This is a genomic window from Microbacterium esteraromaticum (assembly GCF_017303215.1).
Lineage (GTDB): Bacteria > Actinomycetota > Actinomycetes > Actinomycetales > Microbacteriaceae > Microbacterium > Microbacterium esteraromaticum_C.
Map to the genome: position 1 here is coordinate 1,166,926 of NZ_JAEMWU010000001.1, position 23,732 is coordinate 1,190,657.

The 23,732-nt window shown below is 67.7% G+C and carries 23 protein-coding genes; 21 read left to right on the plus strand and 2 right to left on the minus strand.

Annotated elements, in window-relative coordinates; translation table 11 throughout:
- The first annotated feature begins 26 nt into the window (after window positions 1–26).
- Together JF543_RS05300 and glmS are read left to right on the plus strand one after the other, a co-directional pair.
- Window positions 27–833 carry a hypothetical protein gene (locus tag JF543_RS05300; RefSeq protein WP_179411602.1) on the plus strand — a complete coding sequence of 269 codons (807 nt, stop codon included), beginning with the start codon at window positions 27–29 and terminating at the stop codon, window positions 831–833.
- 137 nt (window positions 834–970) lie between these two features.
- A complete protein-coding gene (glmS, locus tag JF543_RS05305) occupies window positions 971–2,818 on the plus strand; it encodes a glutamine--fructose-6-phosphate transaminase (isomerizing) (protein ID WP_206822991.1) in 1,848 nt (615 codons plus the stop codon).
- 40 nt (window positions 2,819–2,858) lie between these two features.
- On the opposite strand, the gene JF543_RS05310 is transcribed toward glmS, so the two are convergent.
- Window positions 2,859–3,701 (minus strand): DUF559 domain-containing protein, encoded by an 843-nt coding sequence (locus JF543_RS05310; protein WP_206822992.1) that lies wholly within the window; start codon window positions 3,699–3,701, stop codon window positions 2,859–2,861.
- A 283-nt stretch (window positions 3,702–3,984) separates the two neighbouring features.
- Between JF543_RS05310 and JF543_RS05315 the strand changes: the two genes are divergently transcribed.
- The 14 genes from JF543_RS05315 (at window position 3,985) to JF543_RS05380 (ending at window position 16,850) form a co-directional block, all read left to right on the plus strand.
- Window positions 3,985–5,151, plus strand: a complete 1,167-nt coding sequence (locus tag JF543_RS05315; protein WP_179411599.1) for an ROK family transcriptional regulator — start codon at window positions 3,985–3,987, stop codon at window positions 5,149–5,151.
- 266 nt (window positions 5,152–5,417) lie between these two features.
- Window positions 5,418–7,109 (plus strand): ABC transporter substrate-binding protein, encoded by a 1,692-nt coding sequence (locus JF543_RS05320; RefSeq protein WP_179411598.1) that lies wholly within the window; start codon window positions 5,418–5,420, stop codon window positions 7,107–7,109.
- Window positions 7,110–7,161: 52 nt separating this feature from the next.
- Window positions 7,162–8,157, plus strand: a complete 996-nt coding sequence (locus JF543_RS05325) for an ABC transporter permease (RefSeq protein ID WP_179411597.1) — start codon at window positions 7,162–7,164, stop codon at window positions 8,155–8,157.
- Window positions 8,150–9,142: an ABC transporter permease gene (locus JF543_RS05330; RefSeq protein WP_206822993.1), complete on the plus strand. Its 993-nt coding sequence runs from the start codon at window positions 8,150–8,152 to the stop codon at window positions 9,140–9,142. Before JF543_RS05325 ends, JF543_RS05330 begins: the two co-directional genes overlap by 8 nt.
- A complete protein-coding gene (locus tag JF543_RS05335; RefSeq protein ID WP_179411595.1) occupies window positions 9,139–10,008 on the plus strand; it encodes an ABC transporter ATP-binding protein in 870 nt (289 codons plus the stop codon). The genes JF543_RS05330 and JF543_RS05335 overlap by 4 nt, the downstream gene beginning before the upstream one ends.
- The gene (locus tag JF543_RS05340) at window positions 10,005–10,844 is read left to right on the plus strand and encodes an ABC transporter ATP-binding protein (protein WP_206550384.1); all 840 of its coding nucleotides are present in this window, start codon (window positions 10,005–10,007) and stop codon (window positions 10,842–10,844) included. The genes JF543_RS05335 and JF543_RS05340 overlap by 4 nt, the downstream gene beginning before the upstream one ends.
- Window positions 10,845–11,009: 165 nt before the next feature.
- On the plus strand, window positions 11,010–11,372 hold the full coding sequence (locus tag JF543_RS05345; RefSeq protein WP_206822995.1) for a holo-ACP synthase: 363 nt from the start codon (window positions 11,010–11,012) through the stop codon (window positions 11,370–11,372).
- A 159-nt stretch (window positions 11,373–11,531) separates the two neighbouring features.
- Window positions 11,532–12,632, plus strand: a complete 1,101-nt coding sequence (gene alr / locus JF543_RS05350; RefSeq protein ID WP_206822997.1) for an alanine racemase — start codon at window positions 11,532–11,534, stop codon at window positions 12,630–12,632.
- Complete coding sequence (tsaE, locus tag JF543_RS05355) at window positions 12,629–13,108, plus strand: tRNA (adenosine(37)-N6)-threonylcarbamoyltransferase complex ATPase subunit type 1 TsaE (RefSeq protein ID WP_179411591.1); 480 nt, start codon at window positions 12,629–12,631, stop codon at window positions 13,106–13,108. The genes alr and tsaE overlap by 4 nt, the downstream gene beginning before the upstream one ends.
- Before the next feature lie 49 nt (window positions 13,109–13,157).
- A complete protein-coding gene (tsaB, locus tag JF543_RS05360) occupies window positions 13,158–13,739 on the plus strand; it encodes a tRNA (adenosine(37)-N6)-threonylcarbamoyltransferase complex dimerization subunit type 1 TsaB (RefSeq protein ID WP_206823001.1) in 582 nt (193 codons plus the stop codon).
- Window positions 13,736–14,284, plus strand: a complete 549-nt coding sequence (rimI, locus tag JF543_RS05365) for a ribosomal protein S18-alanine N-acetyltransferase (protein WP_206823005.1) — start codon at window positions 13,736–13,738, stop codon at window positions 14,282–14,284. The genes tsaB and rimI overlap by 4 nt, the downstream gene beginning before the upstream one ends.
- Window positions 14,281–15,351: a tRNA (adenosine(37)-N6)-threonylcarbamoyltransferase complex transferase subunit TsaD gene (tsaD, locus tag JF543_RS05370; RefSeq protein WP_206823009.1), complete on the plus strand. Its 1,071-nt coding sequence runs from the start codon at window positions 14,281–14,283 to the stop codon at window positions 15,349–15,351. Before rimI ends, tsaD begins: the two co-directional genes overlap by 4 nt.
- Complete coding sequence (locus tag JF543_RS05375; RefSeq protein WP_179411587.1) at window positions 15,348–15,776, plus strand: DUF4190 domain-containing protein; 429 nt, start codon at window positions 15,348–15,350, stop codon at window positions 15,774–15,776. The genes tsaD and JF543_RS05375 overlap by 4 nt, the downstream gene beginning before the upstream one ends.
- Before the next feature lie 3 nt (window positions 15,777–15,779).
- Complete coding sequence (locus tag JF543_RS05380; RefSeq protein WP_206823012.1) at window positions 15,780–16,850, plus strand: hypothetical protein; 1,071 nt, start codon at window positions 15,780–15,782, stop codon at window positions 16,848–16,850.
- Between the two features lie 8 nt (window positions 16,851–16,858).
- Here JF543_RS05380 and JF543_RS05385 read toward each other — a convergent pair whose 3' ends face one another.
- The gene (locus JF543_RS05385; RefSeq protein ID WP_206823015.1) at window positions 16,859–18,037 is read right to left on the minus strand and encodes a THUMP-like domain-containing protein; all 1,179 of its coding nucleotides are present in this window, start codon (window positions 18,035–18,037) and stop codon (window positions 16,859–16,861) included.
- Window positions 18,038–18,178: 141 nt separating this feature from the next.
- Here JF543_RS05385 and groES point away from each other — a divergent pair, with 141 nt between their 5' ends.
- From groES to JF543_RS05410, 5 genes are all read left to right on the plus strand, one after another.
- Window positions 18,179–18,475 carry a co-chaperone GroES gene (gene groES, locus JF543_RS05390; protein WP_099196502.1) on the plus strand — a complete coding sequence of 99 codons (297 nt, stop codon included), beginning with the start codon at window positions 18,179–18,181 and terminating at the stop codon, window positions 18,473–18,475.
- Between the two features lie 199 nt (window positions 18,476–18,674).
- Window positions 18,675–19,766, plus strand: coding sequence for a hypothetical protein (locus tag JF543_RS05395; RefSeq protein WP_206823018.1), 1,092 nt, complete (start codon window positions 18,675–18,677; stop codon window positions 19,764–19,766).
- Between the two features lie 95 nt (window positions 19,767–19,861).
- Window positions 19,862–20,080 (plus strand): hypothetical protein, encoded by a 219-nt coding sequence (locus JF543_RS05400; RefSeq protein ID WP_206550375.1) that lies wholly within the window; start codon window positions 19,862–19,864, stop codon window positions 20,078–20,080.
- Window positions 20,081–20,100: 20 nt separating this feature from the next.
- Window positions 20,101–21,975 carry a dynamin family protein gene (locus JF543_RS05405; RefSeq protein ID WP_347401102.1) on the plus strand — a complete coding sequence of 625 codons (1,875 nt, stop codon included), beginning with the start codon at window positions 20,101–20,103 and terminating at the stop codon, window positions 21,973–21,975.
- Window positions 21,972–23,627 (plus strand): GTPase, encoded by a 1,656-nt coding sequence (locus JF543_RS05410; RefSeq protein WP_206823031.1) that lies wholly within the window; start codon window positions 21,972–21,974, stop codon window positions 23,625–23,627. The genes JF543_RS05405 and JF543_RS05410 overlap by 4 nt, the downstream gene beginning before the upstream one ends.
- Window positions 23,628–23,732 lie beyond the last annotated feature (105 nt).

The window sequence follows — 23,732 nt, forward strand, 5'->3', positions numbered from 1 at the left end:
AGTACCCACGCGGACTGGGGAAACATATGAACAATGACGTTGAGCGCGCCCAAGAAACGGGTATCAGCCGCCGAACCGTCGCCAAGGCCGTCGCCTGGAGCGTGCCGGCCATCGCCGTCGCCGCCACCGTTCCGATCGCCGCGGCCTCGTGCGTCGAGACCACGAGCTTCGACAACCTGCGGGTCGGATCACGCCCCTCGATGCTGACGTTCGAGCCATCTGGCGTCACCGCGAGCCTTAGCTATAGAGCGAGCGGGTCGGACCGCACACCCGGCGTCACCAGTGAGGTCGCGGCCACGTCGACCAATCCGAGCTGGCGCTACATCGAGTTGCAGCTGGTCGAGCGTCTCGACCAGGGTGACTGGGTCGAGTTGAACATCGCGCTCAGCCAGCCCGTCACTGGTCTGTCGTTCATCGTGCACGACATTGATAAGTCCCGATCGGATGGGCGCGTCAGCTGGGTCGACGAGGTCGTGGTCTCGCCGGCAGGGTTCACGGCGCAGCGCGGCAGCAACGTCGTCGGCAACGGCACCACCTCTGCACCGTTCACCGCGGACGCCTGGGGCGACACGCCCATCAGCGGGGGAGCGGGTCGTGTCACGCTGACGTGGGGCAATACGGTGCAGAACGTGACGGTGCGCTACCGCGCGGGTCGCACCGGCAGTGCTCGTTCGCAGCACGTCGGCATCGGCGCGTTGCGCTACGACGCGTGCCTCCCGCCGACGCAGCAGATGCGTTCGATCACTCCGCGGAGCGCTCCTATTCCGCTCGACGGCGACATCTCGGTAGGTGAGCCGCCCGCGGCGCTGCACGACGCAAACGTCGACAGCTGACCACCCGGGTTCCGCTCCGGAGAGGGCGTCCGTCGTGCATGACACGACGGACGCCCTCTCTGCGCTCGCCGCTTTGCGCACACCGCCAGCATTTACGTATGGATCCCTTGCAAAAAGTCACGTTTACGCTGTAGTCCATGTGTGGAATCGTCGGATACGTGGGCCCGCGGCCCAGCCAGGACATCCTTCTCGCGGGGCTGGCCCGCCTTGAATACCGCGGCTACGACTCGGCCGGCATCGCCGTGATCGATGAGCGGGGCGAGCTCGGCATGCGCAAGAAGGCCGGCAAGCTCTCGGCGCTGCGCGACTCGCTCGCCGATAGCGCCCTTCCCGAAGGCACCACCGGCATCGGGCACACCCGCTGGGCCACCCACGGCGGACCCACCGACCTCAACGCCCACCCGCACCTCTCTGACAACGACAAGCTCGCTGTCATCCACAACGGCATCATCGAGAACTTCGCCGCACTGCGCGCCGAGCTCGAAGCCGAAGGCGTCACCTTCCGCAGCGAGACCGACACCGAGGTCGCCGCCGCACTGCTCGGGCGCGAGTACCGGGCATCCGAAGACCTGGAATCCGCGTTCCGCAACGTCGTCAACCGCCTCGAAGGCGCGTTCACCCTGCTCGCCATGCACGAAGACCAGCCCGGCCTCGTCGTCGGAGCACGTCGCAACTCGCCGCTGGTGATCGGTCTCGGAGAGGGGGAGAACTTCCTCGGTTCCGACGTCGCCGCCTTCGTCGAGCACACCCGCAACGCACTCGCGATCGGGCAGGACCAGATCGTCGCGATCACTCCGTCCGAGGTCACCGTCACCGACTTCGACGGCAACCCGGTCGAGGCGCAGCCGTTCGAGGTCTCGTGGGACGCCGCCGCCGCCGAGAAGGGCGGCTGGCCGTCGTTCATGGCCAAGGAAGTCGCCGAGCAGCCGGACGCCGTTGCGAACACCATCCGCGGACGCATCGCAGACGGCGAGGTCGTCATCCCCGAGCTCGACGGACTGGACGCCCTGTTCACAGGCATCCGCCGCATCATCATCACCGCCTGCGGCACCGCGTCGTACGCTGCGCTCGTCGGAAAGTACGCCGTCGAGCAGTGGGCGCGCGTGCCCGTCGACGTCGAGCTCGCCCACGAGTTCCGCTACCGCGACCCGGTGATCGGCGACGACACCCTCGTCGTCTCGATCAGCCAGTCGGGCGAGACCATGGACACCCTGATGGCCGTGAAGTACGCGCGCGAGCGTGGGGCACGCACGCTGTCGGTCTGCAACACGCAGGGCGCGACGATCCCGCGCGAATCGGATGCCGTCGTCTACACCCACGCCGGACCCGAGGTCGCTGTCGCCTCGACCAAGGCGTTCTCGGCGCAGATCACCGCGCTGCTGCTGCTCGGCCTGCACATGGGGCGCGTGCGCGGGGTTCTTCCCGACTCTGCCTCGGATGTCGTCGCCGAACTGCAGGAGCTGCCCGGACACGTGGCGCACGTGCTCGCTGAAGAGACCGAGCACGTCACCCAGCTCGCGGGCTGGATGGCCGATACCCGCTCGGTGCTGTTCCTCGGACGACACGTCGGTTACCCGATCGCCCTCGAAGGCGCGCTCAAGCTCAAGGAGATCTCGTACATCCACGCCGAGGGCTTCGCGGCCGGTGAGCTCAAGCACGGCCCGATCGCCCTGATCGAGCCCGGCCAGCCCGTATTCGTGCTCGTGCCGTCGCCGCGCCACTCGGCGCTGATCCACTCGAAGGTCGTCTCGAACATCCAGGAGATCCGCGCCCGCGGTGCCCGCGTGATCGTCATCGCCGAAGAGGGCGACGCCGCCGTGCTGCCGTACGCCGACGAGGTCATCCGCATTCCGCTCGCTTCGCCGATGCTCGAGCCGCTGCTGGCCGTCGTGCCGCTGCAGATCTTCGCCATGGCGCTCGCCACCGCGAAGGGCCTCGACGTCGACCAGCCGAGAAACCTGGCGAAGTCCGTCACCGTCGAGTGAGGGGTTGGGGGCCAAACGTACGGGGATGTCGGGGCGGTAGTCAGTCCTGGTTGCGTCGTAGCGCGGCGAGGATCGCGGACAGCACGGATGGCCAGTGCTTGATGATCTGGTCGTAGTCGAAGCGCAGGGTCTCGTACCCCAGGGCGGATGCTGCAGCATCCCGCACCCGATCCCTGTGCATCTTGTCTTCGGCCTCGTGATTCGCGCGGCCGTCCGTTTCGATGATCAGCCGTCCTGCGACGACGATGTCGACCTTGCCGACGCCCGACAGGACGACCTGGGTCTGCACCGCGATGCCGAGCAGATGCAACCGCAGGCGCACCAGCGACTCCAGCCCGCTTTGCGCACCGTCGTGAGCGAAATCGACGAGCCAGTGCGCCGTGCGGGGGAGGGCCGCACGGATCCGCGCTCGTGCACTCGGCGAGAGGAGCCGCTTGTTCCACGCAGACTCGAATGCACAGAAGAAGAACTCCTCGCCGTAGCAATGGAACGCATGCACCAGAGCGTGCTCCACGTCGGCGACGCCGAGCGCCATGCGGCCCGGACGAAAGTGGGCGACGCACGAGCATCCGACGTGGTGCTCCCGTCCCGCCGCACCCATCCACACGTGCGCAACGGCGTCGTCTCGGAGTGTCCAGATGCCGTGGAGCCGCAACGCACCCGCGCACGTGAGCGCGCCGCCGTGGCTCGCGGCTGTGCGCACCCGCGGTGATAAAGCATCGGTCGCGAACACGCCGCGGCGGATCCTGGATATCTCGCCACGCGCGACAGCATCCGCAAGATTGCGGCGAGTGAATCCGAACGCGGTGAGCTGGCGCCCGCGCGCGAGCGCCCCGAACCGATTGACGAGTTCACGGGCGGTGATCGCAGTCGGAGCGGGCATGCGGTCAGCCTGCAGGTTCGTGTGGCTTTTCGGATGCTCGATCCCAGCGCCCGGGGAGAACTCGGGTGACGTTGGTGACTGGGGACAGCGACTGTGCACCGTACGTTTGGCGGGAGTTTGTACGTCTGCCGGGGGACACGCCGGTGGTTTCGCCTGCATCCGTACGAACTCCTGGCAAACGTACGTAGGGCGAGGTGGGGGAGAGGGCGTGCGCGGCGCGCGGTAGTGTCGCCCTAAGCGCTGTACGCTTTTTGTTCGTAAGGGTTGCTAACAAAGGTGTGAGATGAACAGACCCCACGACGCCCGTGGCGATCGCTTCGGCAGTGCCTTCGGGCCCTCGCGTGAGTTGCGCTCCCGGGTCAAGCTGCTGCCCGAATACGCCCGCGCGCACAATCGCGCCCTCGTGCTGCAGACGCTGTACCACGCGGGCGAGCTCAGTCGCGCCGACCTCGCCCGCGAGACCGGGCTGACCAGGGTCACGATCTCCGACCTTGTCTCTGAGCTCATCGCTGACGAGATCGTTAAAGAGAAGGGCACCCGAGAGTCGTCTGGGCCCGGCAAACCCGCGACGCTGATCGACATCGACCGCGACGGGCATCAGATCATCGGCATCGACCTCTCCGGTCCGTCACGGTTCGAAGGTGCGGTCATGAACCTCGACGGCGAGGTCATCGCGCGAGACACGATCGACCGTCCGCCGGGAGATGACGGCGAAGCCGGATTCGCCGGGATGCTCGAGCTTGCCAGGCGCATGATCGCAGCATCCGATCGCCCCATTCTCGGCGTCGGCATCGGCACGCAGGGAGTCGTCAGCGCCGACGGTGTCGTCCTCAGCTCGCCCAACCTCGGGTGGCAGGGGATGCCGCTGCGCGACCGCACCCGCGATGAACTCGATCTGCCCGTCATCGTCGGCAACGACGCCAATGCGGCCGTGCTCGCCGAGTACACCTTCGGCGGCGACCGCAGTGACTTCATGCTCATCAAGGTCGGACGAGGCGTCGGAGCCGGGCTGATCACCGGCGGACAACCCCTGACCGGCAGCCGCTTCGCGGCGGGCGAGATCGGTCACGTCGTCGTCGGAACCGACGGGGGGCCGCGGTGCGTGTGCGGCAGGGACGGATGCCTGGAAGCCTGGGTCAATGTCGTGCGCCTGCGCTCGGCGATCGCCGAGAACCCGGCCTCTCGCGAGGAGATTCTGCGGGATGCCGGAGCGCGCCTGGCGATCGGCATCGCCCCCATCGTGGCGGCGCTCGACCTGTCGGACATCATCCTGTCGGGGCCGGCCGAGCTGCTCGACGACGTCTTCATCGCCGCTGCGCTCGAGACGCTGCATGAGCGCACCCTCGACGGCGTGTTCGACGACATCACGATCCACCGCACCGTTCAACCCGACATCGTGCTGCACGGCGCTGCGGTGATGGTGCTCGCCGCGCAGCTCGGCATCTCGTGATCGCCCGGTAGCGGGCATCCGCCACAGCGTTCTCCCACGCGGAGGGCGCCGCTTCGGCATGCCCTCGCGCCTGTTCGACGCGCCCGGCCGGGCGCCCTGCGGACGCGCGATCGGGGGTTTTGTCGCCGAGTCTCAATCGTTATCGGAGAACAGGTGGCTCCACTCGTTTTTATTTGTTAGGTTGCTGTCCTAACAAACCCCATCCCGCGGGTTTGCCTCCGCCCGGAGGGCTCCCTCCTGCAATGCAGCACCGAGAGGAATCTGAAATGATCCGCACCAAGACGCGCAAGATCGCGTTGACCACCGCCGCGGGGGCATCCGTCCTCGCCATGGCACTCACCGGCTGTTCCCCCGCCGACGCGGGTGACTCGGGTGAGGCGAACGAGCGCCCGCTGCGCGTCTGGGCAGGTAGCCAGACGCCCATCACCGCGAACTACAACCCGTTCGCGCCCACCGTCCTGCACGGCGCCCTTGGTCCGATCTACGAACCGCTGTTCTTCTTCAACAAGACCGCCGACACCGAGCCGGTCGGCCTGATCGGCGAGTCGTACGAGTACAACGAAGACGGCACGCAGATCACCATCACGCTCAAGAGCGACCTGAAGTGGTCGGACGGCGAGCCCCTGACCGCAGCGGACGTCGCCTTCACGTTCAACTATGAGCCCAACAACCCCGAGGGCAATGGGCTGACCTCGGCCGAGGCCACCGACGACACCACCGTCGTCCTCACCTACAAGGCCGCGCAGTACACCACTGAGTTCCAGCGTCTCGGCTCGACGTACATCCTCCCGCAGCACATCTGGGGCGAGATCACCGATTTCGAGAACTTCGCGAACGAAGAACCCGTCGGTTCGGGTCCCTACGTCGTGAAGACCACCAACAGCGAGTCGTACATGCTGGTGGCCAACGAGAACTTCCGCGACGCGGACGAGCTCGGTGTCAAGACCGTGCAGTACGTCGGCGTCGACAACAACCAGACCGCGCAGGACCTACTCGCCGCGGGCAAGCTCGACTGGGCCGGCATGTTCATCCCGAACCCCGACTCGGTGACCGGCAACGGCAAGATCGAGTGGTTGAACACTCCGCAAGACCCCGTGGTGCTCTACACGTGCTCGAACGCCGACCTCGGTTGTGTCGGCGCCCAGACCGACGTCGCCGTCCGCCAGGCGCTGAACGTCGCCGTTGACCGCGGCACCATCAAGGAGAAGGCGTTCGTCGGCCTCACCGGCGACATCTCTCCCACCTACGCTCTCCTCCCGCGTGACGAGAAGTGGGTCGCCGACCCCGCCAACGAGCTCAGCCCGCAAGAGGCCGACGCTGCTGCGGCCGGTGAGATCCTCGAGGCGGCCGGCTACGCCAAGGGCTCGGATGGCTTCTACGCCAAGGACGGCAAGACGCTCGAGCTCAGCCTGACCTCGGTCGACGGCTGGACCGACTTCAACGACGCCGCCAAACTGATCGGAGAGCAGGCCAAGGCCGCCGGCATCAAGATCAACGTCTCGACCGTGCAGTGGCAGGAGTTCTCGGATGCCCGTCAGAGCGGTCAATACGAGCTGATCGTCGGTGGCTCCATCGGCACCTCGGTCGCTGACCCGTTCCAGATCTACCGCGACTGGTTCGGCGGAGAGATCGTCGGATCGACCGATGTGGTCGGCGAAGAGGTGCCCCCGGGGCGCTGGAACTTCAGCCGCTACAGCAACCCGATCGTCGATGAGGCCATCCAGGCAGCGACCAGCACCAACGATGAGGCCGTCAAGCAGGATCTGTACGGCACCATCCAGGAAGAGATCGTCAACGACGTTCCCTACATTCCGCTGGTGATCAACGCGACCCAGACCTTCTACAACTCGAAGGACTTCACCGGCTGGCCGACCGAGGACGACCTGTATGCGTTCCCGCCGTCGTGGGGCGCGATCGCCACGGGCTACATCCTGCAGCAGCTCGAGCCGGTCGGCTGAGACAAGTAAGGAACAGATGATGTCCAGTCGGGGAAGCAGGAAGTCCAGGTAGATGAAGTTCTATGCACGAAGGATCGGGTTCTACGCGTTCACGCTGTGGGCCGCGATCTCACTCAACTTCCTGCTTCCCCGGCTCATGCCGGGGAACCCGGCAGACATCATGATCGCCAAGATGCAGCGGGCCGGGGGTGAGGTCTCCGAGACCACCATCCGCAACATCCGACTGCTGCTCGGAAGCGAAGACATCCCTCTCTGGCAGCAGTACTTCCAGTACTGGGGCCAGATGTTTCGCGGCGACCTCGGCATCTCGGTCACGGACTTCCCCAAGCCCGTCGCCGAACTCATCGCCGAGGCGCTGCCGTGGACGCTGATCCTAGTCGGCACAGCCACCGTCATATCTTTCCTGCTCGGCGTCGGTCTCGGAGCCTTCGCCGGTTGGAAGCGCGGCACCTGGGTCGACCACCTCATCCCGGCCACCACTGTGCTGCAGTCCATTCCGTACTTCTGGATGGCACTGGTGCTGGTGTTCGTCTTCGCCGTCACGCTGGGATGGTTCCCCATCTTCGGCGGGTACGACGTCTTCGAGTTCCCATTCGGACCAGAGGCGAGTTGGGCGTTCTTCGCGGATGCTGTTCGACATGCCATCCTGCCGGCGCTGACGATCGTGATCAGCTCGGTCGGCGGCTGGCTGTTCGGCATGCGCAACATGATGGTTTCGACCCTCGCCGAGGACTACGTCCTCACCGCTGAGGCCAAGGGACTGCATCCGCGTCGCGTCATGACCACCTACGCCGCGCGCAACGCGGCCATCCCGTCGATCTCGGGCTTCTCGATCACGCTCGGCTTCGTCGTCGCCGGCTCCATCGTCATGGAGCAGGTGTTCACCTACCCGGGTGTCGGAAAGCTGATGTTCCAGGCGGTCACCATGAACGACTACGCCCTCATGCAGGGGCTGTTCCTCGTCATCACGATCGCCGTGCTCGGCGCCAACTTCTTCATGGACCTGGTGTACGGGTTCATCGACCCGAGGGCTCGCCAGAATGTCTGAAACCAAGATCGCACCCACCCAAGCGCAGGAGAGCACCGCCGACGCGCCGACCACCGGCCCGGCCAGCACGACCGCGCTCGCCACCTCGCGCATCCGCCGTGTGCGCAGCGGATCCCCGTTGCGCTCGGCTAAGTTCGTCACGGGCCTCGCGCTCGTGCTCGGCATCACTCTGTTCGCGGTCATCGCGCCGATGTTCGCTCAGGATCCGACCTTCACCGGCAACGAGTCCATGCAGCCGCCGTCTGCGGAGCACTGGCTGGGCACCACCAAGCTCGGCAACGACATGTTCTCGCAGCTGGCCACCGGTGCCCGCGGCTCGCTGCTGGTAGGCGTTCTCGCCGGTGGCATCGCCATCGTGTTGTCACTGATCTTCGGTGTGCTGGCCGGTTACCTCGCCGGCTGGCGCGAAGACGCCCTCGCCCTGATCACCAACGTCATGATCGTCATCCCCGGCCTGCCGCTGGTGATGGTCATCGCCTCGTTCGTCTCGAACCGCAGCTGGCAGCTCGTCGCAGTCATCCTCGGCATCACCTCCTGGGCCGGCGCCGCCTACGTGCTGCGCCTGCAGGCGCGCTCGCTGCGCTCGCGCGACTACGTCTACGCCGCGAAGGTCGCCGGTGAGAAGTCGTGGCGCACGATCCTCGTCGAGCTCATGCCCAACCTGCTGCCGCTGCTGACGGCGCAGTTCCTGTTCGCGATCATCTTCGCCATCCTCAACGAGGCAGGGCTGTCCTACCTGGGTCTCGGCCCCAACTCGTCCATCACGTGGGGCACGATCCTCAACGATGCGCAGTCCGGTCAGGCGCTCAGTCGCGGCGCCTGGTGGTGGTTCATCCCACCGGGGGTCATGATCGCCGGACTCGGCGCCGGCCTCGCGCTGATCAACTTCTCGATCGACGAGGTCATCAACCCCAAGCTGCGCAACGCGCCGCAGGCCGCCCGCAGCGTTCGCAAGGCTGCCAAGACGAAGGGGGCATCGGCATGACCGCGACAGCGCTCGAACCCGTGCTGACCGCACGCAACGTCTCGATCGAGTACGAGGTCGACCCACCCGTGAAGGCTGTGCGCGACGTGTCGCTCACCCTGCACCGTGGCGAGATCCTGGGTCTCGCCGGCGAGTCCGGCTGCGGCAAGACGACACTCGCGTACGGACTGAACCGTCTGCTCAAGGCACCGGCCCTGATGGAGTCGGGCGAGATCGTCTTCCACGACCGCAGCGGCGAGGACATCGATGTGGTCTCGCTCGGCAACGAGCAGCTTCGTGCGTTCCGCTGGGACAAGATCTCGATGGTGTTCCAGGGAGCGATGAACTCGCTCAACCCGGTGATCAGCGTCAAGGCGCAGATCTACGACATCTTCGACACGCACCGCCCGGGCACTTCGCGCGCCGAGAAGAAGCGCCGCGCCGAAGAGCTGCTCACCCTGGTGGGCGTCGACCCCGACCGGCTCACCAGCTTTCCGCACGAGCTGTCGGGTGGCATGCGCCAGCGCATGATGATCGCGATGGCGCTCGCGCTCGACCCGCAGGTCATGATCATGGACGAACCGACCACTGCGCTCGACGTGGTGGTGCAGCGCGACATCATCCGCGAGATCATGCGCCTGCGCGAGAAGCTCGGCTTCGCGGTGATCTTCATCACCCACGACCTGCCGATGCTGATCGAGATCAGCGACCGCATCGCGGTGATGCTGCAGGGACAGATCGTCGAGCAGGGCAGCGCGGAGGAGATCTACCGCAACCCCCAGCACGAGTACACCAAGAAGCTGCTCTCCAGCTTCCCGAGTCTGCGGGGCGAGCGCGGCGACTTCGTGCGCCATGGCAGCCGACCCAGTCAGGAGCAGGTGCGATGAGCACTCCGGCCACTCTCGAAGCCCGCGACCTGAACAAGGTCTTCACTTTGCGCTCGGGCCTGCGCACCCGTCAGCTGAAGGCCGTCAACGACGTGTCGTTCACGCTCGAGGCGGGTAAGACGATCGCGCTGGTGGGCGAGTCGGGGTCGGGCAAGTCCACGATCGCGCGGATGCTGATGAAGCTCGAGACGCCCACATCGGGCAAGATCCTTCTGAACGGCCGCGAGACCGGAACCGGCGGACGCGATGTCGCCCGCTACCGCTCCGACGTGCAGATGGTCTTCCAGGACCCGTTCGCGTCGCTGAACCCGTATCACTCGATCGGGCATCACCTCGCACGTCCGCTGCGCATCCACCACCCTGAGCTGAGCCGCGACCAGGTGCGCGCGCGTGTGCTGGAGTTGCTCGAGCGCGTGCGCCTGAGTCCGGCCGAGAGTTTCGCCGACCGGCGTCCGCACGAGCTCTCGGGTGGTCAGCGTCAGCGCGTCGCCATCGCCCGCGCTCTCGCGCCCAGCGCCCGGTTCATCGTCGCCGACGAGCCGGTGTCGATGCTCGACGTGTCGATCCGTCTCGGGGTGCTGAACCTGCTGGCCGATCTGCAACGCGAAGACGACCTCGGAGTGCTGTACATCACCCATGATCTGGCCACGGCCCGCCACTTCAGCGACGAGATCATGGTGCTCTACCGCGGAGACGTCGTAGAACGTGGGCCCAGCGACGAGGTCATCCTCAACCCGCAGCACGACTACACCAAGCGCCTGCTGAACGCGGCGCCCGAGCCCGAGAACCTCGGACGCCTGCGCGACGAGGTGCGCAAAGAACTCGCCGGAGCCTGACCGGCGCAAGATCCCGGATGCCGGGTGCGGATGCTACGAGGGGTGGCGGCCGCGCCCGGCATTCGGTTTTTCACTCGGGCATCCGCGTTCTTCGCCGGGCATTCGCGTTCTGCGCCGGGCATCCGCGCTTCTCACCCGGCTCCGCGCCCCGAGTAGGCTGATCGGGTGATCATCGGTACCGGCATCGACCTCGTGGACATGGCGCGGTTCGAGCGTTCGGTGACCCGCACGCCCCGCCTGCTGGAGCGCCTGTTCACTCCGGCCGAGCAGCAGCTCAAGCTGCGCTCGCTCGCTGCGCGCTATGCCGCAAAGGAAGCGCTGATCAAGGCGCTCGGCGGTAGCGACGGTGTGTACTGGACCGAGATCGAGATCGCCTCGGAACCTTCGGGGCGTCCGCACTTCGTGCTCAGCGGTTCGACGGCTGCCGTCGTCGCCGAGCGCGGCATCACCGCCCTGCACCTGACCATGACGCACGACGCGGGCCTCGCCGCCGCGTACGTCATCGCCGAGCGGACGGATGCCCGATGATCCGGCCCGACCGCGCCGACACCCCCACTTCGCGTCGACACCCCCACGTGTGGGCGCCCGCAGGTGGGGGTCTGGGCGACAACTGGGGGTCTCGGCGAAGGCAACGGGGCGAGACAGCGATTCCACACCGACCGGACGCACGATGACGGGAGCAACCCGATGAACCCCTTCCGCGAAGCGACGATCAGCCTCGACGCCATCGCCGACAACGTGCGACACCTGCGCGCGCTGACGGGGGTCGAGGTGTTCGGCATCGTCAAGGCCGATGCGTATGGTCATGGTGCGCCGGCGGTTGCGACGGCCGCACTGGCGGGCGGTGCCACTCGCCTGGGCACGGCCACCCTCGACGAGTCCTTCACGCTTCGCCGCGCCGGCATCACGGCACCGCTGATGGCCTGGCTGCATGAGCCCGGCCGCCGGTTCGACGACGCCGTCGAGGCCGGCATCGAGATCGGCGTGTCGTCGATGGATCAGCTCGTCGCGGCATCCGAGGTCGGCCGGCCACCGGCATCCGTGCACCTCAAGGTCGACACCGGGCTCTCACGCAACGGCATCGCCGCGCACGACCTCGAACGCGTGCTCGCCGAAGCCGCGCGGCTGGAGCGGATCGGCCGCATCCGCATCGTCGGCATCTTCAGCCACCTCTCCGGCACCAGCCGGGACGACGATCTCGCTCAGCTCGCCCGCTATCAGGACGTGATCGCGCAGGCCGAGTCGGTCGGCATCCACCCCGAGTTCCGTCACCTCGCTGCCACGGCCGGTGCCATCGACATCCCCGAGGCGCGCCTGGATGCCGTGCGCATCGGCATCGGTCTGTACGGGCTGTCGCCGTTCGCCGACCGAAGCTCGTCGGATCTGGGCCTGCGTCCTGCCATGACGCTGCGGGCATCGGTCGCCGCGGTGCGCCGCGTCTCCGCCGGCGCCGGAGTCTCGTACGACTACGCCTACCGCTGCGAGAACGAGACCACCCTCGCTCTCGTGCCACTCGGCTACGCCGACGGCATTCCGCGCCAAGCCTCGGGCGCCGGACCCGTGCTGATCGGTGGGCGCCCGCATACTGTTGCGGGGCGCATCGCGATGGACCAGTTCGTCGTCGATGTGGGCGATCAGCCGGTATCGGTGGGCGACGAGGTGATCGTCTTCGGTGACCCGACGCTCGGGCAGCCGAGCGCCACCGACTGGGCCGATGCCGCCGGCACCATCAACTACGAGATCGTCACCCGCATCGGCGCGCGGGTGCCCCGCCGGAGCGCGTCATGAGCATCGACCCCGCCTTTCTCGGTCGGCACGAGATCGCCACATCGGATGCCATGGAGAACCTCGGTTACCGCATCGGCGAGCAGCTGCAGGCCGGTGACCTGATCGTGCTGACCGGCCCGCTCGGCGCCGGCAAGACCACGTTCACCCGCGGCCTGGCCGACGGCCTCGGCGTGCGCGGGCCCGTGCAGAGCCCCACTTTCGTGCTCGCCCGCACCCACCCGTCGCTCGTCGAGGGCGCGCCGCTGGTGCACGTCGACGCCTACCGGCTGGCATCCGCCGCCGAGCTCGACGACCTCGACATCGACTTCGCGCGTTCGGTCGTCGTCATCGAGTGGGGGCGCGGGATGGCATCCGCCGTCGCCGACACGTGGTGGGACATCGAGATCGAACGCCCCGTCGGTGGAGCCGACGTCGCCGACGAGGACCTCGACGCCGACGCGCCCCGCTTCGTGACGATCACCCACCCGATCGACTGAGCGGCACTCTCTGCGGAGACGCCCCAGGCGGGGCGACTAATCTGGAGGAGTGATCCTCGCCGTCGATACTTCTCTCGGCACGGCCGTCGCCGTGATCGATGCTGACGGGCGCACGCTCGCCGCGTCGGCCACCACCGACCCGCTCGGGCACGCCGAGGTGATCGGCGACCTGATGGCCGAGGTCGCCCGCCCCGGCATCACGCATGTCGTCGCCGGCATGGGGCCAGGACCCTTCACGGGGCTGCGCATCGGCATTGCCGCGGCCCGCGCCTTCGCGCTCGGCCGCGGCATCGAGGTGATTCCCGTGCCCAGCCACTTCGCCATCGCGCAGGCCGCGCTTGACGACGGCGCGACCGGTCCGATCACCGTGATCACCGATGCGCGGCGACGCGAGATCGCGGTGAGCGTTTTCGACGGGGTGGATGCTGATGGCATCCCGCGCCTGGTCGAACCCACCCATCTGCGAAAGCGCGACGGCGAACCGGTGACCGAGTCGCTGTCGGCATCCGCTCTTGCCACGGTCGGCGCCCGCGCTCTCGCTGCGGGCCGCGTGCTCGCCGACGCCGAACCGCTTTACCTGCGCTCACCCGACGTGGTGCAGCCGGGCGCACCGAAGCGGGTGGGCACATGACTCTGCGCCTCGCCACGCTCGCTGATCTCGACGCCGTGATGGCGCTGGAGCGCCGCAACTTTCCCACCGACGCGTGGAGCGAGCAGACCATGGGCACAGAGATCGCCAGTGCTCACAACCACTACCTCGTCGACGAGCAGGGCGGCCGCATCGTCGGCTACGGCGGGTTGCGCGCCCTGCCGGGCGGGACGGATGCCGACATCCAGACCATCGCGCTCGATGCCGAGGTGCGCGGGCAGGGCCGGGGGCGGATGCTGCTGCGCGCACTGCTGGACGAGGCCGTCGAGCGAGGCGCAAGAGAGGTGTTCCTGGAGGTGCGGGCCGACAACCCGGTCGCGATGGGACTGTACCTGTCGGAGGGCTTCGCCGAACTGGGGCGCCGCCCGCGCTACTACCAGCCCGACGACGTGGATGCCGTCGTGATGCGGCTCGATCTGCGCCGGTGGGCGAGCACTGACGGGGCGGTTCAGGGGGAGGCCTCCTCCGAAAGCGCCGGCGCGGCGCAGACAGGAACATCGGATGCTGGGCAGGAGGCCACCGCATGACCACTGAGCCCCTGGTGCTGGGCATCGAGACCAGCTGTGATGAGACCGGCATCGGTATCGTTCGCGGACGCCGCCTGCTGTCGAACACGATCGCGTCGAGCATGGACGAGCATGCCCGATATGGCGGTGTGGTGCCCGAGGTCGCTGCGCGCGCCCACCTGGAGGCACTGCAACCGTCGATCGACCGCGCGCTCGCCGAGGCCCAGGTGCGTCTGGAAGACCTCGATGCCGTGGCCGTGACCAGTGGGCCCGGACTGGCCGGTGCGCTCATGGTCGGCGTCGGTGCGGCCAAGGGACTGGCCGTCTCGCTCGACAAGCCGCTGTACGCCGTGAATCACCTGGTGGGGCACATCGCGGCGGACATCCTGCACGATGGTGCCGATGAGTCGGCGCCGCTGGAGTATCCGACGATCGCGCTGCTCGTCTCGGGCGGGCACACCTCGCTGCTGCACGTGCGCGACCTCACCACCGACGTCGAGCTGCTCGGCGAGACCGTCGATGACGCCGCGGGCGAGGCTTTCGACAAGGTTGCCCGCCTGCTCGGACTGCCATACCCGGGCGGACCCCACATCGACCGGGTCGCTGCCGACGGCGACCCCAAGGCGATCCGCTTTCCGCGCGGCCTGTCGAAGGCATCTGACATGGCGAAGCACCGTTACGACTTCTCGTTCTCGGGTCTGAAGACCGCCGTGGCGCGCTGGGTGGAGCGAGCCGAGGCGAACGGCGACGACGTGCCGCTCGCCGACGTCGCCGCGAGCTTCCGCGAGGCGGTCGTCGACGTGCTCGTCACCAAGGCGCTCGCCGCGTGCGAGGACCGCGGGGTGCCCCGGCTGCTGCTCGGCGGCGGCGTGATCGCGAACCGGCGTCTACGCGATGTGGCACTCGAACGCGCGGCGGCGGCCGGCGTGGCCGTGCGCATCCCACCGCTGTCGCTGTGCACCGACAACGGCGCCATGATCGCGGGGCTGGCAGCCGAGCTGATCTCCAGCGGTCGCCGCCCGTCGACTCTGGCGTTCGGCGCCGACTCGACTCTGCCGGTGACCGAGATTCAGGTGAGTCCGGCATGACCGAGCCGCGCATCGAGGGGCCGACACCCGAGGTCGTCAGACCCGAGGGGGCGGCCTCGTTGCCCGGTGCGTCGAAGGGGTACGGCGAACTGCCGACCGGGCCGGTGCCCACCGATGCGACCCGATTCACGGCGCCGGAGGCCGACGAGTTCACACCGCGTGAATGGACTCCGGAACCCGCCGATGACGGACGGTTGGCGCCCTGGGCGCTGTTCGCCGCGATCGTCGCGCTGGCGACGTCGATGTTCGTCGGCTGGGGGATTCCGGTGGCGATCGTTGCCGTGATCGCGTCGATCATGTCGCTGCGCAGCCCGGTCGAGACCCGCGGCGTGGCGGTCTGGGCGCTCGTGCTGGGGTGCTGCGCGACGCTGTTCAGCGCAGGGTGGCTGATCTGGGCCACGATGCAGTTCGAGATGATGGGGTGAGCAATGCCGCACAGCGCACGACGACGTGAGCTGGAACGCCGGGCTTACGCTCCCGGCGGTGAACTGACGGATGCTGAAGCTCACGAACTGCAGGTGCTGAGCCGACGGGAACCCGTGCCCCAGCAAGAGCCTGTGGTCGAGCATGAGCCGGTGGCTGAGCAGGCACCGGTGCCCGACAGTGCGGCGGCCGAGGACACGGCTCCAGAGCCCGTTGTACAGGGTCAGCACACTCTTCTCGACGAGTCTGCAGCATCCGAGTCTGTGGCATCCGACGACCCGGCGTCCGAAGACCCGGCGTCCGGCGCAACGCGCCGGCGCTGGCTGGCGCCCCTGGCGATCCTGGCCGCGCTGGTGCTCGGGTTCGGCGGAGGCTGGCTCGTATTCGGGCGGGGCGACCCCGTGCCGATGACCGACGCTCAGCGCGAGAGTTGGGCGCAGCTGCGGGGCAGCGGCGACTATGACGATGGATCGATACAGCTGTTGGGCGCGGAGCTCGGTGCCGATGCCTGGTACGCCACGCGTCAGGATGAGACGCTCGAGTGCCTGGTGCTCACCGTCGGTGAGCGCACGGTTCCCACCTGCGAGCCGGTGAGCGCGGAGGGCTCCGACACGGGACTGGGCCTGCACGCCGTGACTACGGTCAAGAGGGACGGCGAGCATCTCAACCTGTGGGCGTCGCTGGGGCGCGACGTGCGCGGTGAACGGACCGTGCTCATGCAGTACCAGAGTGCAACGTGGGACTGGCGCTCGGTGTACTCCGAGACCGAGCTGCCGATCGCCGAGTTCCTCGATGCGGCGGGCTACGACGGCCAGATGCTGCAGGTGATGGGCTACGACGGCGACACGCCCATCTGGCTGCACCAGTCCGACCGCGCCTGCATTCTTGTCGCGACAGCGGACGAGCTGATCGCCGAGGCCTGCGGGCAACCGACCGCGACCGAGCCACTGGGCCTGGTCATGCCCCATGCGACCTACAGCGTGCTGATGACCGACCCCCGCGGGCCCGTGCTGACGGTCATCCGCGATGCAGCCGAGGCGACGATCGACGACACCACCGGCGACATCATCGACTGATCAGCCGCTCACACCCGGTCGGCGAGGATCGCCACGCGACCTGCTCCCGTGCGGGTGAGGATCAGCGTCGCCGCCTGCGAGCCCTTCAGAGACAGCTTCTTGCGGAAGACCGCCGGGTCGACATCCATGCCGCGCTTCTTGATCTCCAGACGCCCGATGTCGTTCGCGCGCAGCACCGCGTTGATCGCCTTCACGTGGGCGGGCATCGTCTCACGCACCCGGAACGACTGCACGAACGGGCTCGTCAGTGCGGCATCGCCGGTGAGGTACGCGATCTTCTCGTCGAGCATGCCGGCCTGCAGCATCCGCCCGGCCTCGCCGATCAGGCGGGCGCGGATCACCGCGCCGTCGGGTTCGTGCACGAACGCGCCCAGCTCGCGCAGGGGCGCGTCGTCGGCATCCGCGGGGGCGGTGAGTTCGTGCGTCTCACCGTCGCGCACGATGAGAGCGGAACGTCGGATGCCCTCGCGCGCCAGCGCGCCGCTCCACAGCACCAGCTCGACGACGCTGCCGTCGGCGCTGACCCACTGCGCCTCGACATCGTCGGGGATCAGATCGCGATCCAGTCCCGGCCCGAGCTTGATGCCGGTCGGGTGGGCGCGGGCGACCTCGAGGCACCACGCCAAGGACGGCGACCAATCGGATGCTGCCGTGCGCCGCGTCTCGGCATGACCGGCCGTACGGCGGGCGGGGTCGAGCCACACAGCGCCGTCGTCGGGGACGGCGTCCTCGGCCAGCCCCTGCCGCACCGTCGCCCCGAAGGGGGCCAGATTGTACGAGGCGATCGCCGCGGTGACCTCATCGGCATCCACGGCCGTGACGTCGAGCCCGGCCGCCGCGAACGCCAGACTGTCACCGCCGATGCCGCAGCCCAGATCGGTCACACGCGTGATGCCGGCCCGGCGCATGCGCACGGCGTGCAGCGTGGCGACGTTCAAGCGGGTGGCCTGTTCGAGCCCGGCGCGGGTGAACAGCATCCGCCCGGCGAACTCGCCGAACTTCGCTCGCGCCCGCACGCGCAGGTGCGCTTGCCCGACCGCGGCCGAGACCAGGGCGGGGGAGTGGCCCTCGGCGCGCAGCCGCGAGACGGCGCTCGCCACCTCGGCCGATGACTCCAACGGCCCGACCGCCTCGAGCAGGTCGAGCCCTTCGCGGGTGAGCAACGCGGTCAGCTCAGACATCTCCACAGGTCAAGCCTATTGCGCACCATCATTGGGTTGGCACTCGCATTGCATGAGTGCCAGCCATCGGCATACACTGGAGTTAGCACCCTCGGCATGAGAGTGCTAACAGTCTTCTGATCTCAGTCACGAAAGAAGAGGTACACCGTGTCGGTTTCCATCAAGCCGCTCGAGGACCGCATCGTCATCCAGCAGGTCGAGGCAGAGCAGACCACCGCAAGCGGTCTGGTCATCCCCGACACTGCGAAGGAGAAGCCCCAGGAGGGCCAGGTCGTGGCAGTGGGCCCCGGCCGCATCGACGACAACGGCAACCGCGTTCCGCTGGACGTCGCCGTCGGCGACCGCGTGCTCTACAGCAAGTACGGCGGCACCGAGGTCAAGTTCGGCGCTGACGAGTACCTCGTGCTCTCGGCCCGCGACGTGCTGGCGGTCGTCGTCCGCTGACGAACCCCGCTCTCAGAAAGACCCGGATGCTTCGGCATCCGGGTCTTTCGGCGTTTCCCCTACCGTCCCCCATGACACCCCCATCGAACCCCCGGGGGGTCCCGACAATGCTCGGGATGGCCCCCGATGCCGCATCGACGCAGACGCCGCACACTCTTATCAAGCGCCAACTGGCACTCACGATGAAGGGGAATCAATCATGGCTGCTGATGACAACATCAACGTCCTCGGTGCTCAGTGGAATCTGGGCCTGGACGTGTCCGACTCGGGGAACGACAACTCGATGACCGACAACTCGGACCACTCCGACAACTCGGATCACTCGGACAACTCCGACAACTCGGACTGGATGTCGCACAATGACACCGACGTCAGGGACTCGTTCAACGACAACTCCGACAACTCCGACAACTCGGACTGGATGTCGCACAATGACACCGATGTCAGGGACTCGTTCAACAACGACGAATCCACCAACGACTCCTACAACGACAACTCCGTGCACGACTCGGGCAACCAGACGCTCAACGACCACTCGGTCAACGCCGGCATCCGCCAGTACGACACGGGTATCAACGAGCTCAACATCGGTCTGTCGGGCGGCGGCGGTGGCGGATGGTCGAAGATGATGGGCGGTGGCGGTGCTGACGTCGACGTCGACATCGATGCCCGTTCCACGGTCAACGACCAGTCGGTCAACCAGAACATCTCGACCTCGTCGGGTAGCGGTGGCGCAGCCATCGCCGTCGGCGGAGACGCGGACGGCGGCTGGGGAGGCCCCGCGCTCTCGGGTGCGGCCGGTGGTGACAGCGGCAACGGCGGTGCTGGCGGAGACGGCGGTGACGGCATCGGCGGACTCGGCAGCGGCACCGGTGGCTCGGGCGGCGACGGCGGGGCGACCGGTGATGCGGGCGGCGCTGGATCGCTGGGCCTCGGCGGTGGCGGCGGAGACGCCACGACCGGTCACACCGGGGCGATGGGCGGAGACGCGACCGGCGGCAACGTCGGACAGTACTTCGGCCAGAGCAGCGTCATCTCGTCGGGCGACAACTCGGTGGCGGCCGGTGACGATGTCACCATCAACAACATCGACACCGACATCTCGGTGGGGGACATCTCAATCGGGAACACGTGGAACACCGACTCGTTCAACGACGACTTCTCGGACAACTGGTCGGTGAACGACTCGTTCAACGATCACTCGATGAACGCCGAGTTGGACGTAGAGGTAGAGAACTCGAACATCGGCAGCCCGTTCGGCGACGCCAACGAGCTCGACATCGACCTCTGAGCCGCGCAACTCGCACGACCGGCCCGGCTGTCCACTCTGGTGGACGGCCGGGCACACCACTACACTCCTGAAACACCCGATCCGGAGCGAGAGCGATGTCTTACGAACACGACGACCGAGGGGCAGAAGGCCTGCCGGGCCCCGTCTGGGGAGACGGCGCCCTGTTCGACCCGCTCTCCACCGACTCGTTCAGTCAGGAGCTGGCAGGCATCGACGAATCCGTCTGGGGAAATGCCGATCTGCTCTGGGAAGACGACGCCGTGGGAATCGTCGACCCGGGCGGTGACGCACCGGACGCCGATCCGCTCGGCTGATGGGCGCAAGAGGGGGACACGTGCCGGAGCAGCGCACATTCGCAGACAACAAGATCGTCGACGTCATCCATGAGGTCGGCGATCTCGCCGCGTCGGCGGGACGCGACGACCTCGCCACTCGGCTCGCGAACACACGCGCCCGCTTGGCGGACCCAGCCGTGCGCGTGATCGTGGTGGGTGAGTTCAAACAGGGCAAGAGCAAGCTCATCAACGCACTCGTCAATGCCCCGGCCTGCCCCGTTGACGACGACGTGGCGACCAGCGTGCCGACCACGGTCGGGTACGCTGATCAGCCCTCGGCATGGGTGCTCGAACGCAGCGACGACCACAGCGAACCACAGCGGCGGCAGATATCGCTCGAATCGCTCGCCGAGTACGTCTCGGAGCGCGGCAATCCCGACAATGAACGCGGAGTGCTCGCGGCAGAGGTACTGCTGCCGCGCGAGATCCTGCGCGGCGGACTGACGCTCGTCGACTCGCCGGGGGTCGGCGGGCTGGAGTCGTCGAACTCGTTGGCCACGCTCGCTGCGCTCTCGTCCGCGCATGCCGTACTGCTGGTCTCGGACGCCTCGCAGGAGTACACCGAACCCGAGGTACAGTTCCTGCAACACGCCATGCGGATCTCGCCGAACGTGGCCGCCGTGCTCGCCAAGACCGACCTGTACCCCGAGTGGCGGCGCATCGAACGAATAGACCGCGAGCACCTGACCGGCCACGACGACGTGCCGATCTTCTCGGTCTCCAGCGACCTGCGCCTGCTCGCGGCCGAGTTGCAGGACCGCACGCTCAACGAGGAGTCCGGCTTTCCAGCCCTCGTCACGCATCTGCGGCGAGAGGTTCTGGGCCGTGCCGAGGTGATCCATGAGCGCAGCGCTGTACATGAACTCGCTTCGGTCGTCGACCAGTTGGAGATGTCGCTGAAGGCCGAACTGAACGCCCTGGTGAACCCAGAAGACACCCCACGCATGATCGCCGAGCTCGAGAACGCGAAGGCGAAGGCCGACGAGTTCCGCGGCCGCTCGGCCCGATGGCAGGTCACCCTCACCGACGGCATCGCCGACCTCGTCGCCGATATGGAACACGATGTGCGCGATCGGCTGCGCAAGGTGCAGCGCGAGGCCGAGAAGGCGATCGACGACGGCGATCCGGGGCCGGTCTGGGACCAGATCAGGGAGTGGTTGGACCAGCGGGTGACCGCGGCGGTGTCGGAGACGTTCGTCTGGACCGATGAGCGTTCGCGATGGCTGGCCGAAGAGGTCGCCGACCTGTTCAGCCAGGACCAATCCGAGATCCCGATCCACGATGTCTCCGACATCCAGGGCGTGCTGGACCCGGTCGATGACATCGCCGGTCTGGACCCCGGACAGCTCAGCGCGACCGAGAAGATGTACATCGGCGTGCGCGGGTCGTATGGCGGTGTGCTGATGGTGGGCCTGGCGACCGGACTGATCGGTATGGCGCTGATCAACCCGCTGTCGCTGCTGGCCGGTGTGCTCGTCGGCCGCCGTGCCTACCGCGAGGACATGAGCAATCGGCTCAGTCGCCGCCAGCAGGAGGCGAAGGTGATCGTACGCAAGTACATCGACGAGGTGACATTCCAAGTCGGCAAACAGCTCAAGGACCGGTTGCGCCTGGTGCAACGGGGAACACGCGATCACTTCGGCGCTCTCGCCGAGGAACTGCACAGTTCGCTGGCCGAGGCGCTCCAACGGGCCAAGCAGGCAGCATCCGGATTCACCACCACCCGTGACCAACGGGTCGTCGCACTGCGCTCGCGCCTGGCGGAGCTCGAGAGCGTGCGCAAGGCCATCCCGGCGCTGCCACCCGTACCCGAACCCGCCGTGCGGGCCGGTGCGCAACCCGCCGGCGCGATCGGTGCGAAGGCGGCACGATGATCGCAACGGCCGCCGAGCCGGTGACGGACGACGTGATCGCCGACACCGAAGAGCTGTTGCGCACCAGTCGCATCGTCTACCAGGGCGACCGCGAGGCGACCGCGTTGATCGACCAGCTCGAGGTGCGGCTGCACGAACCGTTGCGGCTGGCGCTGGCCGGGATCGTCAAGGCAGGAAAGTCCACGTTGCTGAACGCCCTGCTGGGCGAGCGGATTGCCGCGACCGACACCGCTGAGTGCACGCGGATCGTCACCTGGTACCGCTATTCATCGACCCCCGTCATCACGGTGCACCTCCGGGATGGGCGTACCGAGCGGATGCCCATCCGGCGTGACCAGGGCCTGCTCGTGTTCGACCTCGGTGGCCGCACCGCCGAGGATATCGACTGGATCGACGTCGGGTGGCCGCTGGACGGGCTGGAATCGCTGATCCTCATCGACACCCCCGGCATCGCCTCGCTGTCGGGCGACACCTCGGCGCGAACGGCCCGCTTCCTGACCCCTGAGGACTCGCCCTCAGCGGCCGACGCGGTCGTCTATCTCATGCGGCATCTGCATGGTTCGGACGTGCGGTTCCTCGAGGCGTTCCGCGACACCGCCGCCGGAGCCGCACAGAGCGTGTGCGCGGTGGCTGTGCTCTCGCGCACCGATGAGATCGGCTCGGGCCGCATCGACTCGCTGCTGTCGGCACGCCGCGTCGCCGCGCGCTACGAGCGCGACGGAGCCCTGTCGGCACTCGCCCTCGGCGTCGTCCCTGTCGCGGGGCTGCTGGCCGAGGGGGCGCGCACCCTACGTGAGAGTGAGTTCATCGCCCTCCGCACACTCGCCGGGCTCGAACGCGACGAACGTGAGCGGCTGCTCGTCTCGGCCGACCGCTTCACCCGCCCCAGCGATGCGACCGGACTCAGCGTCACGGTGCGTGAAGAGCTGCTCGCGCGCTTCGGCATCTTCGGGGTGCGCTTGGCGACCGCGATCATCCGCGGCGGTGTCACGACCTCGTCAGAGCTGTCGGATGCCCTCGTACAGCAGAGCGGGCTGATCGAACTGCAGCAGTTCGTGTACACGCAGTTCCAGCCCCGTTCTGAGACGTTGAAGGCGCGCGGTGTCGTGCTGCAGCTGCAGGCACTGGTGCAACGCGCTCCGCGTCCCGGCACCGATCGCATCCGCTCAGGTATTGAGCGGTTCACCGCCTCCGCGCACGTCCTGCGCGAACTCGCATTGCTTGCCGAGGCGCGTTCCACCGGCTTGCCGTTGGGCGAAGCGGAAGCAGCCGACGCGGCACGCATCCTCGGGGCGGGCGGCGTGACGGCATCCGATCGCCTCGCCCTGCCTGCCGACGCCACTCCGGTGGACATCGGTGAACGTGCCTTCTCAGAGATGGATCGGTGGCGCGCGCTCGCCGCGTCACCGTTGGTCGAAAGGAACGCGGCAGCGGTGTACGAAGCCGTTCTTCGGACCCTGGCAGGGATCGTCTCAGAGCTCGGGCTGGCCCGGGCCCTCCGGCCCGCGGCGCACATCGAACCGGCGAGCGGACCAGGCGATGGCGCGGGGCATGACGCTGGCCAGCAGAGCCAGAGCGACAAGCGCGGCTTGCGCCGCAAGAAGCGGCTGAAGTGGTTCCCCTTTGGCGCCCAGCGCGATCCACTCGGGTGACATCAGCACCAGCAACGCCAGCAGCCCGAAGGTCAGCAACTGCCACCAGCGGATGTGCGGGCGCCGCCCCATGAACGACACCAGCAGTGTCAGCTGGATGAACAG

Bases quoted from the DNA above. Each gene is read 5' to 3' on its own strand.
- JF543_RS05380 (WP_206823012.1), top strand. From the start codon at position 15,780: ATGCCGCACAGCGCACGACGACGTGAGCTGGAACGCCGGGCTTACGCT.
- JF543_RS05325 (WP_179411597.1), top strand. From the start codon at position 7,162: ATGAAGTTCTATGCACGAAGGATCGGGTTCTACGCGTTCACGCTGTGG.
- JF543_RS05315 (WP_179411599.1), top strand. From the start codon at position 3,985: ATGAACAGACCCCACGACGCCCGTGGCGATCGCTTCGGCAGTGCCTTC.
- JF543_RS05410 (WP_206823031.1), top strand. From the start codon at position 21,972: ATGATCGCAACGGCCGCCGAGCCGGTGACGGACGACGTGATCGCCGAC.
- JF543_RS05320 (WP_179411598.1), top strand. From the start codon at position 5,418: ATGATCCGCACCAAGACGCGCAAGATCGCGTTGACCACCGCCGCGGGG.
- JF543_RS05375 (WP_179411587.1), top strand. From the start codon at position 15,348: ATGACCGAGCCGCGCATCGAGGGGCCGACACCCGAGGTCGTCAGACCC.
- glmS (WP_206822991.1), top strand. From the start codon at position 971: ATGTGTGGAATCGTCGGATACGTGGGCCCGCGGCCCAGCCAGGACATC.
- JF543_RS05335 (WP_179411595.1), top strand. From the start codon at position 9,139: ATGACCGCGACAGCGCTCGAACCCGTGCTGACCGCACGCAACGTCTCG.
- JF543_RS05300 (WP_179411602.1), top strand. From the start codon at position 27: ATGAACAATGACGTTGAGCGCGCCCAAGAAACGGGTATCAGCCGCCGA.
- alr (WP_206822997.1), top strand. From the start codon at position 11,532: ATGAACCCCTTCCGCGAAGCGACGATCAGCCTCGACGCCATCGCCGAC.
- JF543_RS05330 (WP_206822993.1), top strand. From the start codon at position 8,150: ATGTCTGAAACCAAGATCGCACCCACCCAAGCGCAGGAGAGCACCGCC.
- JF543_RS05400 (WP_206550375.1), top strand. From the start codon at position 19,862: ATGTCTTACGAACACGACGACCGAGGGGCAGAAGGCCTGCCGGGCCCC.
- JF543_RS05310 (WP_206822992.1), bottom strand. From the start codon at position 3,701: ATGCCCGCTCCGACTGCGATCACCGCCCGTGAACTCGTCAATCGGTTC.
- JF543_RS05340 (WP_206550384.1), top strand. From the start codon at position 10,005: ATGAGCACTCCGGCCACTCTCGAAGCCCGCGACCTGAACAAGGTCTTC.
- tsaD (WP_206823009.1), top strand. From the start codon at position 14,281: ATGACCACTGAGCCCCTGGTGCTGGGCATCGAGACCAGCTGTGATGAG.
- JF543_RS05395 (WP_206823018.1), top strand. From the start codon at position 18,675: ATGGCTGCTGATGACAACATCAACGTCCTCGGTGCTCAGTGGAATCTG.
- rimI (WP_206823005.1), top strand. From the start codon at position 13,736: ATGACTCTGCGCCTCGCCACGCTCGCTGATCTCGACGCCGTGATGGCG.
- tsaE (WP_179411591.1), top strand. From the start codon at position 12,629: ATGAGCATCGACCCCGCCTTTCTCGGTCGGCACGAGATCGCCACATCG.